The 14300-nt window shown below is 35.2% G+C and carries 14 protein-coding genes; 5 read left to right on the plus strand and 9 right to left on the minus strand.

Annotated elements, in window-relative coordinates; translation table 11 throughout:
* Positions 1-286 precede the first annotated feature (286 nt).
* On the minus strand, positions 287-493 hold the full coding sequence (locus KF896_10115; GenBank protein ID MBX3044057.1) for a hypothetical protein: 207 nt from the start codon (positions 491-493) through the stop codon (positions 287-289).
* Between the two features lie 288 nt (positions 494-781).
* Entirely contained in the window at positions 782-1639 is an 858-nt protein-coding gene (locus KF896_10120; protein MBX3044058.1) for a phosphoribosylformylglycinamidine synthase, read from the minus strand.
* 222 nt (positions 1640-1861) lie between these two features.
* Here KF896_10120 and KF896_10125 point away from each other — a divergent pair, with 222 nt between their 5' ends.
* Complete coding sequence (locus tag KF896_10125; GenBank protein MBX3044059.1) at positions 1862-3142, plus strand: diphosphate--fructose-6-phosphate 1-phosphotransferase; 1281 nt, start codon at positions 1862-1864, stop codon at positions 3140-3142.
* A gap of 17 nt (positions 3143-3159) precedes the next feature.
* Positions 3160-3783: a DUF2459 domain-containing protein gene (locus KF896_10130; GenBank protein MBX3044060.1), complete on the plus strand. Its 624-nt coding sequence runs from the start codon at positions 3160-3162 to the stop codon at positions 3781-3783.
* A gap of 113 nt (positions 3784-3896) precedes the next feature.
* Here the strand turns inward: KF896_10130 and greA are convergent, their stop codons facing one another.
* The 4 genes from greA to rplS form a co-directional block, all read right to left on the minus strand.
* Positions 3897-4370, minus strand: coding sequence for a transcription elongation factor GreA (gene greA / locus KF896_10135; protein ID MBX3044061.1), 474 nt, complete (start codon positions 4368-4370; stop codon positions 3897-3899).
* A gap of 109 nt (positions 4371-4479) precedes the next feature.
* The gene (locus KF896_10140; protein ID MBX3044062.1) at positions 4480-5688 is read right to left on the minus strand and encodes a bifunctional 3,4-dihydroxy-2-butanone-4-phosphate synthase/GTP cyclohydrolase II; all 1209 of its coding nucleotides are present in this window, start codon (positions 5686-5688) and stop codon (positions 4480-4482) included.
* 213 nt (positions 5689-5901) lie between these two features.
* On the minus strand, positions 5902-6213 hold the full coding sequence (gene yajC / locus KF896_10145; GenBank protein ID MBX3044063.1) for a preprotein translocase subunit YajC: 312 nt from the start codon (positions 6211-6213) through the stop codon (positions 5902-5904).
* A 197-nt stretch (positions 6214-6410) separates the two neighbouring features.
* Positions 6411-6791 carry a 50S ribosomal protein L19 gene (gene rplS, locus KF896_10150; protein ID MBX3044064.1) on the minus strand — a complete coding sequence of 127 codons (381 nt, stop codon included), beginning with the start codon at positions 6789-6791 and terminating at the stop codon, positions 6411-6413.
* A gap of 213 nt (positions 6792-7004) precedes the next feature.
* Between rplS and KF896_10155 the strand changes: the two genes are divergently transcribed.
* Together KF896_10155 and KF896_10160 are read left to right on the plus strand one after the other, a co-directional pair.
* The gene (locus KF896_10155) at positions 7005-7631 is read left to right on the plus strand and encodes a hypothetical protein (protein ID MBX3044065.1); all 627 of its coding nucleotides are present in this window, start codon (positions 7005-7007) and stop codon (positions 7629-7631) included.
* 10 nt (positions 7632-7641) lie between these two features.
* Complete coding sequence (locus tag KF896_10160) at positions 7642-8274, plus strand: hypothetical protein (protein ID MBX3044066.1); 633 nt, start codon at positions 7642-7644, stop codon at positions 8272-8274.
* Here the strand turns inward: KF896_10160 and KF896_10165 are convergent.
* The gene (locus KF896_10165; protein ID MBX3044067.1) at positions 8271-9245 is read right to left on the minus strand and encodes a calcium/sodium antiporter; all 975 of its coding nucleotides are present in this window, start codon (positions 9243-9245) and stop codon (positions 8271-8273) included. The genes KF896_10160 and KF896_10165 overlap by 4 nt on opposite strands.
* 100 nt (positions 9246-9345) lie before the next feature.
* On the opposite strand from KF896_10165, the gene KF896_10170 reads away from it, so the two are divergent.
* On the plus strand, positions 9346-10689 hold the full coding sequence (locus KF896_10170; protein ID MBX3044068.1) for an MATE family efflux transporter: 1344 nt from the start codon (positions 9346-9348) through the stop codon (positions 10687-10689).
* Between the two features lie 216 nt (positions 10690-10905).
* Here KF896_10170 and KF896_10175 read toward each other — a convergent pair whose 3' ends face one another.
* Positions 10906-11787: a DUF4249 family protein gene (locus KF896_10175; GenBank protein MBX3044069.1), complete on the minus strand. Its 882-nt coding sequence runs from the start codon at positions 11785-11787 to the stop codon at positions 10906-10908.
* Between the two features lie 11 nt (positions 11788-11798).
* A complete protein-coding gene (locus KF896_10180) occupies positions 11799-14093 on the minus strand; it encodes a TonB-dependent receptor (protein ID MBX3044070.1) in 2295 nt (764 codons plus the stop codon).
* Between the last annotated feature and the right edge of the window lie 207 nt (positions 14094-14300).

A 14300-nucleotide genomic window follows, 5' to 3' on the forward strand; every position in this document is an offset into this window, starting at 1 on the left:
AATTTTTTTGTCTTCTACTGATACAGAATAGCAAAAATAACTAAAAATATTTTATTAGAAAAATATTATCCGTTAATTTTTAAAGAATTTACAGTATTTTAACAAAAAATTATGCTGATATACCATTAAATACAATGATTGATATTCACAATGTAAATAATTACTATGCCGAATATTAATTTAGCAAGCATTTTGATAAGTTTTAGTACTAATATTATTCTTAGACAAGCACCCAAACCGAAAAATATTTATTCAGTCACAATAGTATTTTGTTTATTGCGATAAGCTAAGTAAAATCCCTGCCTTCGATACTAAAACCAACAGCAATATATCTCGAACTACCCTCGCGATATATAAATGCCGGTCCTGTAATATACCTTATTGAAGTAATTTCTTTCAATGGAATTTTCTTGTTAACTAAAGTAGGAATTAGAATTTCCCCAACTTTTTTGCTCATCATCTCTGTAATTCTTTTTAAATCTGATTCTGACATCGAAAATTCTCTTATTTTCATAGAAAGTGGTAGCTGTGGCGCCGCCTATTGCCAACTTACTTTCTTCAAGGTTAATTCTTAGTTCCGAAGGTCCGATATGTTGTCAATTCTATTTCGTTGGTAAGTCTTAAAGATTAGTCAATAATAATGATGCAGGGCATTGTCCCTCTAAAAAACACTTCCTCATTCAATACGAATTAGATTTGATTAGTTTTTAAAGAAACTCAAATTTTCTATTGTAAATCTGAATAATTGATAGTTACATAATTCATTTTCTAGGACTTTGAATTAATGTGGCGGCTCATAAATTAGTCTTAAAAAAGAACTGAATCTTTGGTTTTCCCTATCAATTGGAATGCCGGTAACGATGCCAACCATAAGTTGTTTGTTGATTTCAAGACGCATTTGAGGCCTGATTATCATATCAAAGTCTTTTCCAAGAATATCCTTATTGATTTCAACACCAATAAAATTTCTTGTACCCGATATCATATAATGAAAATTAGTGTTAATCTGCCAGTTGGTATGAGTATCACCGCTGGAGAAATGCTGAAAAACTTGAGGACCGGCATAAATCAGAGTGTGGAAATTATTTCCCCATCTTTTAGCTCCGATGAAAAAAGGATTAAAAATATTGCCGGCATACATTCTCTCACTTTTATAGTTTTGAAATTCAGTTAATTCGAATTCATGCAAATAGCCAATTGCAAGCGAAGTTTTAGCCTTGTCAGATACAAGAAAAGTATATTGAGCAGCCAATTTCAGACTATTAAGGCGACTTCCCGGAGAAGAGACATCATTCTCGTTTGGATAGTGAAATGTAAATGGGAGTTCAATCTCAAGACCTAACCTGTCAATCGGTGCAAATTCGTATTCGATTAAAGCCTCGTATTCATCATAGCTCTTATTATCAGTAAGCCCAAATGCAATGTTCCATTCTTTTTCACCCTGACGGGCTCCTAAATCACGTATCAGGTCAATAAATAGCGGTTCAGCATGCATTATTTTTAATTTTTCGCTTGACATTTCAACTTCCGCTATATAAATACTGTCTATGGCTAAATAATCAGTTTGTGTATTTTCACTTTTTAAGTTTTGTAAAAAAATAAATAATAATACAGATACTAACGAAATAAACTTATACATACTTTTGTCCATAATTATTATTACAAAAGTAATTTGCAACGAAAATGAATACGAATAATTATATTTTTAAGACTTTCTTAATTCATATTTCGTTTTTATATTGTAATTCTACAATAATTCGTAGTAATAAACTTGTTATGAATATTATAAATTGTTTGATTTTAAAAAAAATTATCATTACATTTACACTTTAGAAATATCAAAAATTAATTATTTATGGAAATGTCAGTCAGAAGAAAGAAAAAATTAGCTATTGTAGCTCAGTTCGGAGGTCCAACATCGGTAATCAACCGAACACTTTTCGGCGCTACGGTTGAGCTTCAAAAGAGAGATATCGAAGTATGGGGACCATCAAGGGGAATAGACGGAGTTCTAAATAACGATTTTTTGATTATGAGCGAATTTTCTGACCTCAAAATAGATCAGGTACGTCGCAAACCCGGTTCTTATTTGGGTACGTCTAAATTCAATGTCAATGAAAACAGCGCTCCTATAATTGCCCAAAAACTTAAGGATTACGGAGCTACGTTCTTTTTTATGATTGGTGGTGACTCTACTGCTACAATTGCAAATAAAATATTGCGAGCTTCTTCGGATATTAATCATCAAATTGATGTAGTTCATATACCGAAAACTATTGATAACGACTTAGTCGAAACAGACCACTGCCCGGGTTATGGCAGTTCTGCCCTTACCGTTGCTAAAGTAGCATTTGGTCTTGATCAGGAGAATCGCTCTCAGGGTGGTATTCATCTTCAAATAATAATGGGTCGCGATGCAGGATTTCTTGCAGCGGCATCAACTCTGTTAAGGGGAGACGGTGGTCCTCATCTTGTATATCTGCCTGAGCGTTCATTTAATCTTGGGTTCTTCATACGTGATGTTGAGGATGTTCTTTCGAGAACTTCGAACCCGAGCCGCGCATTTATTGTAGCATCTGAGGGGATTCGTCAGTACTATGATGATAACGGTGAAAGAAAATCAAGATTAATTGCAGATATTGCTGCTGACGAAATGAAGGAGGCTGTTGAAAATGAAGAAAATCTTGGTGGTATTAGTCTAAGTGTAGGTAGCTCTGTTATGGCAAGATATCTTTCCAACAAGTTACAATCAGCATTCCCGAGTGAAAGAGTCAGAGCTGATGTTTTGGGCTATGTTGCACGCTCTTACCCCGATGTATCGAATGTTGATGCTGTAGAAGCCGAATTTGTAGGTAAAGAGGCTGTAAGATATGCTCTCGAGGGCAGAGGCAGTGGAAGTGTGATAATTAAACGTACCGGACATCTGCATACTTACTCGATTGAAACTGAATTTATAGATTTGGAAAGAGTGGCAGGAAAAACCCGCAATATGCCTAAGAATTTTATAGGGACTTATGCTAAAGATGTGAGTGAAGACTTCCTTAATTATGCAGGACCATTGATAGGTCATGTTCCAGGATTTGATTATGACCATTTGCTGCCTCAAAGCTGGAAGCCGAGAATTAACGGTTCGCTTCTGTAAAGTATCCGGTTCATTTAATGAAAATATTTATTGCATGGTGCTTGGTTGTTTTTTTACAAAGCTCTTTAATATTGTCTGACAGTGACACTTCATTAAAGGTATATGTCGTGCATGTTGGCTTACATACTGATTTTGTAATCCCAAAAAATCTTGTGACAGATTCAGCACTGAAAGCACTCAGAATTTTTGATGATTATCAATATGTTGAAATTGGCTGGGGCGATGCTGAATTTTATATGAATGATGGATTTGACCTAATGCTTGCTGCTAAAGCGCTGCTTTCATTAACGGGAAGCGTGATGAGAATTGAAGCCTTCCCCAAAATAACAAGTAAGATTTTTGAGAGATATAAATTTATAGTCGAGCTTAATATGAATTATAATCAATATCACTCTTTCTTGAAATTCATTGATAGCAAACTTGCTCGTAACAACTCGAATCAATTTATAATTGCCAAATCTGCAAAAAATGGAAATGTCAGATATTTTCGTTCAAACCTGAATTATCATCTTTTTTATACCTGCAACACTTGGACTGCTGAGGCAATTAAATCTGCCGGTTATGATTTTTCAATATTTATGGTTCTGACAGCTGAACAACTTTATCATAAGATTAAAGGGCTCGGTAGACAAATAAAATAAAATTAACCCATTCAAAAAAAAATGAGCGGAGTCAATTTAATTTTATACAAAATAATGACTACGCTCTATTTAGGTTTTAAATTTATTAGAAAAGTAAGTTGTTCAGTATAAACTTATTTGTAAATTTCAAGAATTTCAAGCACGGTCTTGCCGGAAGGTACAATAATTTCGGCTTTTTCACCAATACTTTTGCCCATCAGAGATTTACCCATCGGAGACAGTACTGAGATTTTATTCCTCTCGAAGTCGGCTTCATCAGAACTTACAAGCTGATAATCCAGAATTTTGCCGGTGTTTTCATTCCTGACCTTAACTTTTGATAAAATATAGACTTTGTCATTGGGAAATTCATCAGCAGAAATAATCTGAGAATTTGCAAGCAATTCAGATAATTTACTAATCTTGAGTTCAAGTAAACCTTGTTCGTCTTTAGCAGCATCATAGTCGGCATTTTCAGATAAATCACCATGTGAGCGAGCTTCAGCAATTTTTCTTGCAACTTCCATTCTTCCTTTACTTTGCAAGATTTGAAGTTCTTGTTCAATTTCTCTGATTCTCTCTTTTGTCATATAAACAGTCTTCGACATAAACGTCTCCGTTAATTTTATATATAAAAATAATAAAGCCGATAATACTAACGGCTTTATTCTTTTGGTTTTTCAACCCTTTTTGATAAACGTTAAGAGTCTTTTTTTATTACAAATTATGTAAAAAATGACCCATTTTGATTTTTTTTGTATTCAAATATACTTTATTAAATTCATTGGGCTTGATTTCCATAGGTACAAGCTCAACAACTTCTAATCCGTAGCTTTCGAGTCCGACACGCTTTTTAGGATTATTAGTAATCAATCTCATCTTTTCCACTCCAAGCATACTTAAAATCTGAGCTCCAATGCCGTAGTCCCTCGGGTCAGGCGGGAATCCCAAATGGGTATTTGCTTCGACAGTATCAAGACCTTGTTCCTGTAGAGCGTAGGCTTTGATTTTATTCACCAGTCCAATACCTCTGCCTTCCTGACGCATATACAAAAGTACTCCTGAGCCATACTCGGCAATCATTTTCATTGATTCATGAAGCTGGTCGCCGCAATCACATCTCTGTGAGCCAAATACATCTCCAGTCAGACATTCTGAGTGGACTCTTACAAGAGTTGATTCTTCCGAATGAATATCACCAATATATAAAGCAACATGCTCGAAACCATCAACTTTATTAGCAAAAACCTTGATATTGAAATCGCCGAATTCTGTAGGCAAATGTGCCTCTGCAACTATCTCGACAAGTATTTCTCTTTTTAGCCTGTAAGCAATCAGGTCTTTTATAGTTACAATTTTCAAATCGTATTTTTTGGCAAATTCAACAAGCTCTGGCATTCTTGCCATCGTGCCGTCTTCATTAATAATCTCACAGAGTACCCCCGATGGCATTAGCCCTGCAAGCCGCATAAGGTCAACCGAACCTTCAGTATGTCCTGCTCTGCGAAGAACACCTTCATTATGAGCTACCAAAGGGAAAATATGACCCGGTCTCAGCAAATCTGACGGCTTAGTATCTTTACGAGCCATAGCCCTTATTGTCGCCGCTCTGTCAAATGCTGAAATCCCGGTGGATGTTCCATGAGCATAATCAACTGAAACAGTAAATTTTGTCTCATGAAGTGAAGAATTATTCCTTACCATAGGCTCAAGCTCGAGCTCTTTAGCTCTGTTTTCGGTAATGGCAACGCATATTAAACCCTTTGCTTTTGATGCCATGAAATTTACAATTTCCGGCGTGCAAAGTTCAGAGGAAGCAATCAAATCGCCTTCGTTTTCTCGGTCTTCATCGTCCATTACTACAATTACTTTGCCGGATGCCAAGTCCTGCAAAGCTTCATCTATTGTATTTAATTTGAAATCCATTTTTTTTGAATTGAATTCTACCTCCTAAATTTGTATAATCTATGAACTGAGAATAAAGAAATTCTTATGTTGCAAAAGACCTTTATAGCTAAGGTCTGATTATAAAAATTATTCTTTTGAATGTAAAATCACTTGGGCTAAACCCGAAGTAACAGTCTTGCATTATATCAGTATCCAGATTAATAATATTTTCAGAAGTATATGTAAAAAAAATTAACCTTTACTTGCAATTGCAGTGCGTTCAAACTTGATTTTTACGTTTTCAGCAACCTGAACAGTCATAGTTTTCTCGTCAAGTTCTGCCACAGTGCCATGCATACCGGCTGTTGTTACAACCTTATCGCCTTTTCTGATAGAATTAAGCATATTCTGATGTTCTTTCTGACGTTTTTGTTGAGGACGTATCATCATAAAATACATGATAAGAATCACCAAACCAAACATGATGAACATACTCATCATTCCACCGCCACCGCCTTCACCGGCAGGAGGAGTCATCATTAAAAAAGCAAAGATATTTTCCATATTTTTTTCCGCTATAATAGTTATTAAGATAAATAATTTTATTAAATGCAAAAATACGCTTTTTTGAGCAATTAGCAATATTTTAGTATCTGAAAACCATCTAATTATTTGATTATCAATATTTTATAAAAACAACAAAAAGCCGCTTGAAAGAATCTTAAGCAGCTTTTTGAAAAAATGATTTTTTAACGAGCTTATTAGCTGAGTTTCTGTCGGATTTTCTTTTCAGACATTCCACGAAGGTAATATAACTTAGCTCGTCTGACATGTCCACTTTTCTCAATTGAGATAGATTGAATCATTGGTGAATTAACAGGGAATACCCTCTCAACTCCTATGCCGTTTGAAACTTTTCTGATTGTGAAAGTTTTGTTGATTCCTGAACCCCTCATAGCAATTACGATGCCTTTGAAGTTCTGAATACGTTCTTTTTCGCCTTCAGATACTCTTACAGCTACAATAACAGTATCGCCCTCGCGGAACGCAGGTACTTCCTTGAAATTATCGCCGTCTTTTGATTTTCTTAAATTATCAGCTCTTTCAATCGAAAGCTGATTTACATATTCTAAACTAGTCATAATTCTTTTTTTTCTCCACTCAAAATTTAGAACCTCAAAAATAACACTTTTTATCCAAATAATAAAAATATATTTTGAATTTTCATATTTTTCTGAAAATTATTTATTAATCCGATTGAATTTACAATTTATAAATCGTTATTTAAAATAATTTTGAAGTTTTAGAGATTATAATTAAAAATGGTATTTCAAAATTTGCAGGATTATTATCAAATGCTTCGAAATTCAAGATTTTTCATTTTATTGATTGTTTTTTTTACTATTCCTTTTTATCTGCAGTCGCAATTTTTACCGGGTGATATAAAGCCAACAACCGTAAAACCACGCAAAAGTTCAGACGGACTTGCCGGCAGCGGGTATGCAGGATTATCCTTGAAAGCAGCAAATACGATTAACCAATGGGGATTAGATGTTGGAGCTCAGTTTGGCGGAATGCTTTCTGACAGATTTGGTCTGGGAGGCGCCTTTTATACACTTTTTACACAGAATGTCCGTATTTTGCCGGAACAGCCATACTTTTTGCGACTTAATTATGGAGGTATAGAACCGAGATTCGTATTCAAGTTCGGCGACTTTGCGGTTCATACGAAGCTGCTTATAGGACTAGGGTTTGCAGGGTATAGTCAGAACGTAAATTTTGATGTACTCAGCGATTTAGATGGCGACTGGATTGGTATTAGTGAGCCGTCAGTGGGATTGAGCTACGCAGTTAGTGAAAATTTATGGATTTCTTTTGATGCAGGATGGAGAATTACCGGCGGTGTTGATTTTAAAAATATTACAGCCGAGCAACTGAACGGCTCCTTTTTTACTTTAACTCTAAAAACGTTTGTTTTTTAAGATTATCAAAATGAAATTTAAAACTTTATCAGTTGTATGCCTTTTATTCCTGAATGCCAATCTGTTTTCTCAGGATGTTGGAATTAATGTCAGCGCCGTAATGCAGCCGACTATGATTGACGGAAAATTCACTTTGATTACCGGTGGAAGAGTCGGAGCAAATTTAACCCCTGAAGTCTATACCGGAATAGCTATCTATGGAACAACTTTATTCAAAAACACTTCTGATGCAATTGACATATACGCTAATGATAACCCGATTTTCGAAATGAACTATTTTGGATTAGAGTTTGAGTATTTTCTTGTGCCCGAAAAGGTTTTACATCCGTCATTTGTAGTCTTTGCCGGAATTGCTAATACCTTTTTTACAATACCACCTTATTTTGATGAAGATGAAAAGCGTTATTTTCCTTCCTATTACGATGGATTGCAAACAATTTTAATCAAACCCGGAGTAAATATTAATATTAATATTAAACCATTTTATAGGATTGTAGTGGGTGCTGCATATCGCTTCATTCCGTCATACAGCTACAAAGTACCGGATTTAGTAAACAAGGACAGTGGTATGCCGTTTATTTTGAATGCAAGCAATATCGAAGGTTTCTCGATTAATTTAATGATTAAGTTCGGCAGCTTTTAGACTTGGGGCAGACTGCCATAAGTGAATAAATAGTACATATAACCAATATATATAAGCAGCAAAAATGCTCCGTCAAGCCTGCTGAATTTATTACCGCGCATTCCAAGAGGAACAATGATTAAGGATGTAAATATCATAATTCCAATATCTACTAAACTAATATCATTTGCACCAATTGGAAAAAATATTGACGTAACTCCAAGAATCATCAATAAATTAAATATATTTGAGCCAATGACATTGCCAAGTGATATATCTGATTCTTTTTTAATACTTGCAACTACAGAAACTGCAAGCTCAGGCAAACTCGTCCCGAGCGCTACTATTGTAAGACCTATTATAACATTCGAAAGCCCTAAATATTTTGCAATATTGACAGCTCCTTCAAGGAATAAATTTGCTCCCATCATAAGTATAACAAGCCCAACAATTAATAGTAAAACGTGAAAAATGTTCTTATCTTTGAATTTAGTTTTTCCTGTAACCTCCTCAAGTTCAATTTCAAGATTCTCATCTTTTGACTTTTTGATATTGTAAAGCACATAAGATACAATCCCAAGCGTGAGAATAGCACCATCCCACATATCCAAATCGCCGTCAAGAGACATAATCAGAACTGCAATGCTCGCAATTATCATAATCCAGAAATCTTTATTAACATACTTTAAATGAAACTCAACCGGTCTGATAAGTGATGAAAGTCCTAAAATGAGGGCAATATTGCAAATATTAGAACCTATTACATTTCCTAAAGCAATTTCAGCATTGCCCTGATATCCGGCACTAAGACTTACTATAAGCTCAGGGGCACTTGTTCCGAAGGCAACAACTGTAAGACCAATTATAATTGGAGTAATTCCAAGATTTATTGCTAAACGAGTACTGCCTTTAACGAGAGAATCGGCTCCAAAATAAAGAAGAAGGCTTCCAATTATCAAAAATGCTATACTAAATAATTCAGGGCTGTTCATATCACTTTAAAATAATAAATCACATTATGACGTGATTACGCTAATTATAATTTTATTTTCAATTTATAAATTGCTAAACGCATTTTTAAATTCATTCTAAATGCTATCTAAACCGTATATTGAAAACTATAAGATAAACTTATCACTTGCTTACCCGATTATGCTTGGTCAGGTGGGGCATATACTTACAGGTATTGCCGACAGTATAATGGTGGGCAATATTAGCGCAGAGCACCTTGCGGCAGGCGCCTTAGGGCACAGCATTTATATCGTATTCTTTATTCTTGGATTAGGAATTGCTACCGGAATTACGCCACTTGTAGGGATAGCCTACGGAGAGAAAAACTATCGTGAATGTGGTGTCTATTTCAAAAACGGACTGCTTTCTGTGATGGTGATAGGTTTAATAATGATGCTGCTCATGATTGCCTCGGTTCCACTTCTTGACTATATCGGACAAGCACCTGAAGTTATCAAACTTGCAAAGTCATATTATGTGATTTCTTCTTTATCACTCATACCATCAATGCTGTTTGTATCATTCAAACAGTTTACCGAGGGCATAACTCTAACTAAGCCTGCAATGTATGCAAGCATTGTATTCAATCTTGTAAATGTATTTTTGAATTATATATTTATTTACGGGAATTTCGGTTTTCCAAGAATGGAACTTGATGGAGCCGGCTGGGCTTCTTTAATTGCACGTACGGGAATGGGTCTTTCTCTTGTATTTTATGTTTTCTTTAATCCAGATTTTAAGATTTATACAGATAAACTTGATTGGAAAAAATATTCAATAAATCATATCAAGAGAATTCTCAAGTTAGGGTTGCCAATCAGTTTGCAATTTTTACTTGAGGTTGGCTCTTTTACTTTTGGAGCATTAATGATGGGTTGGCTTGGAAGCAATGAACTTGCGGCTCATCAAATTGCAATCAGCATAGCAGGATTTACATATCTCGCAGCAAGCGGAATCGGCTCTGCTGCCACTATCAGATTATCAAATTTACTGGGTGAAAGGAAAATCGGCGAATTGAAAGTATCCGGTAATGCCTCGCTGGTACTTGTACTGATTTGGATGTCAATTGCGGCTGTATTGATGATTCTACTAAGGTATCATCTGCCTTCATTATATGTAAGCGAATTGCCTGTAATCGAGCTTACAGCTTCGCTTTTTATAGTTGCGGCTTTCTTTCAAATATTTGACGGAGTTCAGGTTACCGCACTTGGTGCACTTCGCGGAATCAAAGATGTAAGAGTACCTACTTTTATCTCACTTCTATCATATTGGATAATAGCCCTGCCAGTTGGATATATATTAGCATTCACATTTGAATTGGGAGCTGTCGGTATATGGCTGGGCTATCTGAGCGGACTATTTATTGCTGCAATACTACTATTTTTCAGGTTTAGAAAATTGATTAAATCACTTAGCAATACATAGCAAATTATGATATTTGAACATTATTCTAAATTTGTTTTTCCTCGTTCGGAAGTATTGGAGTGGATTTTAACGGAGAAATGATTGTATATAAAATATCAATTATTATTGATGAATTTATACTCAATGCCCATTTTATCTTAAATATATTTTGAGGCTGCCCTGTGATCTTTAGCTTGTAACTAATCAGACAGCCCCATTCTTTAAACTCGCCATCATTTAAGGTTGATTTTTCATAATGAAAGTCTGACCATCTATTTTTGAAGCAGAGCCGAAAACTCCAATTCCGCCATTTACTGAATTCAACAAATCAATATTTTCAGAAGAACCTGTGAAGAATAAATTAACAAACCAGTTCATCATATTCGGGTCAGGGTTATAAACTTCTACTTCATAGGGACCGAACCATTTGAATGCAAGCCAGACAGTAGGTGTCTTATTATTTGCAATCAAATTCCATGAAGATTTGTTCTTGTACAAAACTCCGGTATTTTCAAAATTTGTAAGCAAGCTGTATGTTCTTCTGTTTGGCTCTTCTGTTGGCGTTTCAAGATATCTGCCATAATTCAGAGTATCCATAGCAATAGTTCTGATCAAATATAAGCTTGCGCCCTGAGTAGCTTCCCATTCAATCTCAAGTGAATCCACTCTTGGCAGTTTAAGTGTATCTTGAGGATAGTGTGCAATTGGTTTTGGAGGCTTTACCCATCCGCCAATTCTGTTTGGAGTGATAGTTTTAGCTGTGATCAAACCTCCGTCTTTTGTATTTATAATTATATCATACTCAGTATTGGGCTGAATCTTTAAATCAGTATCAGGATAATAATATCCGGGATTATCTCCGTCTCTGTAAATAAGATTATGAGAAATTCCATTAATCAACAACTTTACATCGGCGTCTTTAATCAATGCTTTTTCTTTCTCAAAGGGAGAGTTCACCGGTTGAGAATTCATAAGCATAATATTCTCGATTGGTTGGTCAATAATCAGGAATGCTTCAAGATATTTATAATTTACATAATCAACCGGCGGAGCATCCTCGCATGAATTTATAAATACTATTGAAACAAATATTATTAATAATAATTTGATATTTTTCATTTTGATTTTCCTTAAAATTTAATTTCAAAAGAGAATGTTGGAATAATCGGAAGTAATCTGATATCTTCAACTAGTGTATTTTCATCGTCTGCATTATAAACCCTCATCAATATATCACGTCTGCTGTAAACATTAAAAATGTCAAGATTATATCTTGTTGGCAATCCGAAAATCGTTGAGTTATAACCAACATTCAAATTTAACTGATGTGAAGGCGGTAGCCTGAGGCCGAATCTTTCCGATGGAATTATTTTTCCGTAACCATAATTATCTCCGGGCATCCCAACCTGCAATCTTGAAACAGCTCCGGTATATGATTGTCCGCTTTGGAACATAAATGTACCGCCAAAAGTCCATTTTTCGTTTAATTGATACTGAGCAACTATTTTCAGGTCGTGACGACGGTCATATTTTGGTCTGAATGTACGTCCCGAATTGATGCTGTCGAAATTTGCATTTACCCATCCGAGTCCGTATCCAATCCAACCGGCAAGTTTGCCGAATCTTTTTTGAAGAAATATTTCTGCTCCGTAAGCTGAACCATTTCCTGTAAAGAAAATATCTTTGACATCCTTGCCTTCAAGATTTGTTCTGTTTAATTCAGAAATATTGAACAAATCCTTATAATATACATCAAAATTAAAATTATAACCACTCAACGGCTCAGTTTCAAAACTTAGTATATAGTGAACCGCCCTGCTCGGGTCAACCGTTCTGTCGGTTGGAAGCCAGGTATCAAACAAGGAGAAATTTTCGTCCCCTGCCAGTCTAAGATATTGATGGAAAATACCCCACGATGCTTTGATTGCCAAATTATCCTGTGCCTGCCAGCGAAGTGCTATCCTCGGGTCAAAGTTCATTTGACGGCTGTAGTCCCAATAGTTTGCTCTTATGCCTGCCTGCAGTGAGAGTAGTTCTGTAAACTGTTGATTCATCTGTGCAAAGGCGCTATAAACCCAGTCATGATATAGCAGATTAGTCCTGCCACCTTCATTGGTACCCTGTTCACCACTTTGACCGTCACCGGTAAAATTTTGATTGTACTCAAAAATATAATTTGTAAACTCAATGCCGGAAGATATTGTAGTAACATCGGATAAAAAATATTCGGTTGTTCCTCTGAATGTATAGTCAGTTATGGCATTATTTACAGTAATCAAAAATCCTGATAAATCTTGCTTAAATCCATTGCTGTAATGACTACCCGAGATATTAACATTAGTAAATAAGTCTTTTCCGTAAATATGAGTCCATTTCAGTCCAATTGAACGATTCCCAAGGAACATATTCATATCAAATCCGCTGTTAGAAAATTTGAAATCATCATCGCTCATAAAACCACTAATCGAAATTTTATCGGAACTTCCAAAGTCCTGTGTTATTTTTGCATTAACATCATAGAAGCCAAAGTCCGGAATTGGATTTTTAGGGTCATTGTCAATAGCGCCTTTGATTAAATCAAAGTATGTTCTGCGTCCTCCTAAAAACCAGGAGCCATTCCCAATCGGACCTTCTAATGATAATTTTGATGAAATCAGACCAACGGAAGCCAAGCCCTCAAATTCATTCCGGTTACCATCTTTTTGAGTAATATTAAGAACAGATGAAAGCCTGCTGCCGTATTCAGCCGGATATCCACCTTTAATTAATTCAACATCCTTTATAGCGTCGGAGTTAAATGTTGATATAAATCCAAAAAGGTGAGATGGATTATATACTGTAGTTCCATCGAGTAATACAAGATTCTGGTCCGGTGAACCGCCTCTAATATAGAGTCCGCTTGAAATCTGTGATGATGTCAATACTCCGGGTAACATCTGTATAGCTCTGAATACATCGGATTCCCCGCCTATGCGAATCTCCTTTATCTGTTGAATCGGTATATTGACCTTGCTTATTGAGATTTGTCTTGATTCTACCTCTCTTTCAGCTGTAACTGATATACCCTCAGAACGAACACTTGCAGGTTTTATACTAATGTCCATTCTTTTTACTTCATTTTTCGAAAGGTTAATGCTCATCTCTTTTGGCTCATAGCCAACCATTGAAATCCTAACAGAATATTTTCCTGCTGGAACATTATTGATATTGTAAAAACCTTGCTTATTTGTGTAAGCACCGAATTTAGTATTTTTAATGAATACAGTTGCTCCAATAAGAATTTCTCCGTTTTGTTCATCTTTAATGTACCCGTTAATTGCAGCATGGTCTGCAAGTAGCATTGAACCTTTTGCTTTTAACTCTACAATACCGGTAAAGCACAGCAATACTGCCCAAACTATTATAGTTTGATATTTAGTTTTCATTTTTTATCCAAAAATTTAATTAAGTTATCAACTAAGCAATATTACGATATGAATATTTTAAAGTTACACTTGTAACAAAAATAAATATTTAAAATTTATATTTATTATATTATTGGTTAATCATTTGTGTGCATATATAATTAGCAAAATCTAAATTAATATTTATACTTCTCTATTAGTTATATTAGTATCATAAAATAAGAATAA

The organism is Ignavibacteriota bacterium, from assembly GCA_019637995.1.
Taxonomy (GTDB): Bacteria; Bacteroidota; Ignavibacteria; order Kapaibacteriales; family UBA2268; genus JANJTB01.

What these genes read in the sequence shown, in the direction of transcription:
- KF896_10115 (MBX3044057.1), bottom strand. Translation starts at nt 493, where the DNA reads ATGTCAGAATCAGATTTAAAAAGAATTACAGAGATGATGAGCAAAAAA.
- KF896_10120 (MBX3044058.1), bottom strand. Translation starts at nt 1,639, where the DNA reads ATGTATAAGTTTATTTCGTTAGTATCTGTATTATTATTTATTTTTTTA.
- KF896_10125 (MBX3044059.1), top strand. Translation starts at nt 1,862, where the DNA reads ATGTCAGTCAGAAGAAAGAAAAAATTAGCTATTGTAGCTCAGTTCGGA.
- KF896_10130 (MBX3044060.1), top strand. Translation starts at nt 3,160, where the DNA reads ATGAAAATATTTATTGCATGGTGCTTGGTTGTTTTTTTACAAAGCTCT.
- greA (MBX3044061.1), bottom strand. Translation starts at nt 4,370, where the DNA reads ATGTCGAAGACTGTTTATATGACAAAAGAGAGAATCAGAGAAATTGAA.
- KF896_10140 (MBX3044062.1), bottom strand. Translation starts at nt 5,688, where the DNA reads ATGGATTTCAAATTAAATACAATAGATGAAGCTTTGCAGGACTTGGCA.
- yajC (MBX3044063.1), bottom strand. Translation starts at nt 6,213, where the DNA reads ATGGAAAATATCTTTGCTTTTTTAATGATGACTCCTCCTGCCGGTGAA.
- rplS (MBX3044064.1), bottom strand. Translation starts at nt 6,791, where the DNA reads ATGACTAGTTTAGAATATGTAAATCAGCTTTCGATTGAAAGAGCTGAT.
- KF896_10155 (MBX3044065.1), top strand. Translation starts at nt 7,005, where the DNA reads ATGCTTCGAAATTCAAGATTTTTCATTTTATTGATTGTTTTTTTTACT.
- KF896_10160 (MBX3044066.1), top strand. Translation starts at nt 7,642, where the DNA reads ATGAAATTTAAAACTTTATCAGTTGTATGCCTTTTATTCCTGAATGCC.
- KF896_10165 (MBX3044067.1), bottom strand. Translation starts at nt 9,245, where the DNA reads ATGAACAGCCCTGAATTATTTAGTATAGCATTTTTGATAATTGGAAGC.
- KF896_10170 (MBX3044068.1), top strand. Translation starts at nt 9,346, where the DNA reads ATGCTATCTAAACCGTATATTGAAAACTATAAGATAAACTTATCACTT.
- KF896_10175 (MBX3044069.1), bottom strand. Translation starts at nt 11,787, where the DNA reads ATGAAAAATATCAAATTATTATTAATAATATTTGTTTCAATAGTATTT.
- KF896_10180 (MBX3044070.1), bottom strand. Translation starts at nt 14,093, where the DNA reads ATGAAAACTAAATATCAAACTATAATAGTTTGGGCAGTATTGCTGTGC.